The sequence below is a fragment of the Vibrio sp. 1F253 genome, assembly GCF_041439295.1.
Classification (GTDB): Bacteria; Pseudomonadota; Gammaproteobacteria; order Enterobacterales; family Vibrionaceae; genus Vibrio; species Vibrio tasmaniensis_A.
This window is the reverse complement of sequence record NZ_JBGONU010000111.1, coordinates 1-3,387: the sequence shown is the minus strand read 5'-3', so window position 1 is coordinate 3,387 and position 3,387 is coordinate 1. Positions and strand designations below refer to the sequence as shown.

Below are 3,387 nucleotides of genomic sequence, written 5' to 3'. Positions count from 1 at the left end.
AGAAAGCCTCACGCTTGAGAGCAAAGGGGAAACGCAGCGCGTCAACTTAGAGAGCCTAAAAGACGCGCCGCTGCAATACGACTACGTTCACGGCGCCCACCATATTGAGCCAAAAGCCCATACTTTACTGTCAGGCAAAGCATTTACCCTATCTAAGCCCCTGATAAACGACCTGACTGAAAAAACAGAGCGCCTTGATATCTTCACCGACAAACCAGACAAAGCCCAAAGCGCACTTGAAAAAGAGCAGGTCTCCCCGTCAGCCATTGAGCGTGTACTGCAGACGCAAAACGTCAACGACCGCTACCTAAACGACGCCACCCAAGATTTGCTAAAGCAGGATGTCAGTCAGGCACTGTCAGCACTAGCCAAAGCGCAAAACGCCCCACTCATCGAAAAAGCGGTCAGCTTTGCCCTGAACCACCTCTCAGAGCGAGAAGCGGCTTTTAGCCAAAAAGCCTTAGTAGTGGAAGCGGTGCGTTACGCCTTTGAAGAAGCCGGAGGCTCTATTACCAAAGAGCAGGTTGAAACAGAGCTGACTAAACGCAGCAACACCCTCTCTGCAGAGTACAGTGACGGCACACGCTGGACGACGCAAGCCGCGCTGGAGACTGAAAAGCGCATCTTACAAAACATCGATGATGGTAAAGGCCAACATCAACCTTTTGCAACGCCTAAGCAGGTGCAAGACTTTTTCGATACCAAGCCTCGCTTAACCCAGGGGCAAAAGGACGCCATCACCCTTATCTCAACCACCAAGGACAACTTTGTGGCCATCCAAGGGTTAGCCGGTACAGGTAAGTCCACCATGCTTGAATCCAATATTGAACTTATCCAGTTAGTCAAAGAAGCCAGCCAGCAGCCAGAGCAAAGCGTCATCGGTCTTGCGCCCACTCACGCAGCGGTAGCAGAGCTCGAAAGCAAAGGCGTGAAAGCGCAAACCCTGGAAAGCTTGCTCTCTGACATTCGACAAGGCAATCGAGAAGCCAGTGACTATCAACACACCTTGTTCTTCCTCGATGAAAGCTCCATGGTCAGCAACAAGCAAGCCGATGAGTTCACAAAGCTGGTCAATGACAGTCAGTCCAAAACAGCCAAATTGGGCGATAAAGAGCAGCTTTTATCACTCAGTGCCGGTAAACCCTTTGAGCTGGCCATAAGCCAAGGCCGCATCGATACCGCTTACATGACCGATATGGTACGTCCACAAAATGACACCTTGCACAATGCACAGCAAAACACCATTGATAAACAGCCGCTCAGCGCCCTAGACAAACTCCAGCAGCAAACCCCTGATACCCAGGGCAACAGCCAGCATGTCATTTCTACGCTGGATGAAAACGACAAAGACCGACGCAGAGCGCAGCTCACCGCCACAGAGAAGCTGCCCTATGTGGTCGCCAAAGACTATTTAGAGCGCACCCCAGAAACCAGAGAAAACACGCTTATCATCGCTTACACCAACAAGGAGCGTGACACCATCACCGAATACATCCGTGTCGGGTTAATGAAAAATAATGACCTTGGCAAAGAAAATATCATTGCAACCAGACTGCGCTCTATCGGGGCAACCGGAGAAGAACTCACCACCATGATGCCCTATCAAAAAGGCTTAGTACTGAGCACCAGGCCCGGTGAGTACGCGACAATCACTCACGTGGATTCAGAGCATGGCATGGTGACACTTCAAGACGCGGCGACAGGTAAAACTAGGCCGTTCTTACCGCGTAACCGTGACCACAGCTTCACCACGCTGTTCTCTACGTCAGAAAAACCACTCTCAACGGGCGATAAAATCATCACGCGCTTTATCGATAAAGACCGCGGTATCAAAGCCAACGTGGAATACCGCATCACGCAAGCAGAACCAGGCAGTGTTATCGCTCAATCTAAAGCTGGACAAACACTCAACATTAACCCTAAGGCGCTTAAAGATGGGCACTGGGACTACGCTTACAGTCGAACCGCAGACATGGCGCAAGGGTCCACTCATCAACACGTCATTAGCGCCATTCAAAGCAAAGGCGCGCTGACCAATTTAAGACGCGCCGGTATCGATGTGACCCGTGCCAGCCAGCACATTCGACTCTATACCGACAACACCAAACAACTGGTCAAAAGCTGGCTCTCTAAAGAAAGCCATAAAGCCAGTGCGATAGAAACCCTCAACCAAACGCCCCCTAAAGACACCATCTACTTTAACCGTAATGCCCTCCCTCACGAAGACGTTCGGTTCCAAAATAAAAGCGGTGACTTTGACTACGCCCTATTTAAGGAGCACATCAAGACGCAGCTACCAAAATACACAGAAAGCCTTGTCGTTCAGTTATTAGGCAAGCCGAACCAATCCAAATCAGACCGTGATTATTTAACCTTTGGCATAGGTCCTTCCGCGATTAAAGTGACCCTAACTGGAGAACATCGTGGGTATTTTAAAGACTACACCACAGGCGAAAAAGGCGCATTGATTAACCTTATAATGAGTCATAAGGAAATGGGCTATAAAGCAGCGATGAATGAAGCGAACAAGATGCTAAACGAACCGGACAAATATCAATTGGAGGAAAACAGTAAGCACGAAAAATTACTCAACACCACACCTAGGCATATTGCGAAGTTTGAAGAAAGAGCTAAAGATTATATAAATCAAAGCTTACCTATTGATAACACGCTCGCCCAAACGTACTTAAACAAGCTCGGTGTCAATAACATCGAAAACAACCATGTAAAATTCCACTCTGTGGTCTATTCATCCGAAGATAGGTCCCTTCACCCTGCAATGCTAACCAACATCCACAATAAAGAAGGCGAAACCAAAGCCATTGAAGTGACCTATTTAGACACTCAAGGAAATAAAGATACCTCCCTAGACATTAACCCAAGAACCCTAGGGACGAAATCCAAACAATTAACAAGATTCCATCAAGGGGAGAATTTAAACACCACCATCATCAGCACATCGATTGAACAATCGTTTCTAATTCGAGACCAAACCCAAGGACAGATTGACATTATCAATGTCAATCATAAGAACGACATTCAAAACATCTCCACCGATGAACTGAGACAGAACATCATTATTGTATTAAATCACGGCAACCACGATTTAAACCCGAACAACATTGAGAAAATCGTCGAGAACTTTAATGGACGAGACATTCAATTCATGTCAGACGATAATCTTAAAGAGGACATTAAATCGTGCATTAACAAATTAGAGCGAGATAACAGCGCACATAACATTGAATTAAATGAGACGCACACTTCTCATCAAGAGAGCGAATTAGACACCCTCAACTATAATGAGAAAAAAGAAACCGACAGCCAATCACTCGACCACTTTGAGCCAAAAGAATATTCACCTCAACAAGAGATGGAATTTAATCA

The 3,387-nt window shown here is 47.0% G+C and carries 1 protein-coding gene; it reads left to right on the top strand.

Annotated elements, in window-relative coordinates:
- Window positions 1-3,387 (top strand): conjugative transfer relaxase/helicase TraI (gene traI, locus ACED28_RS22910; protein ID WP_371710827.1); only part of this gene is annotated, 3,387 nt, incomplete at both ends.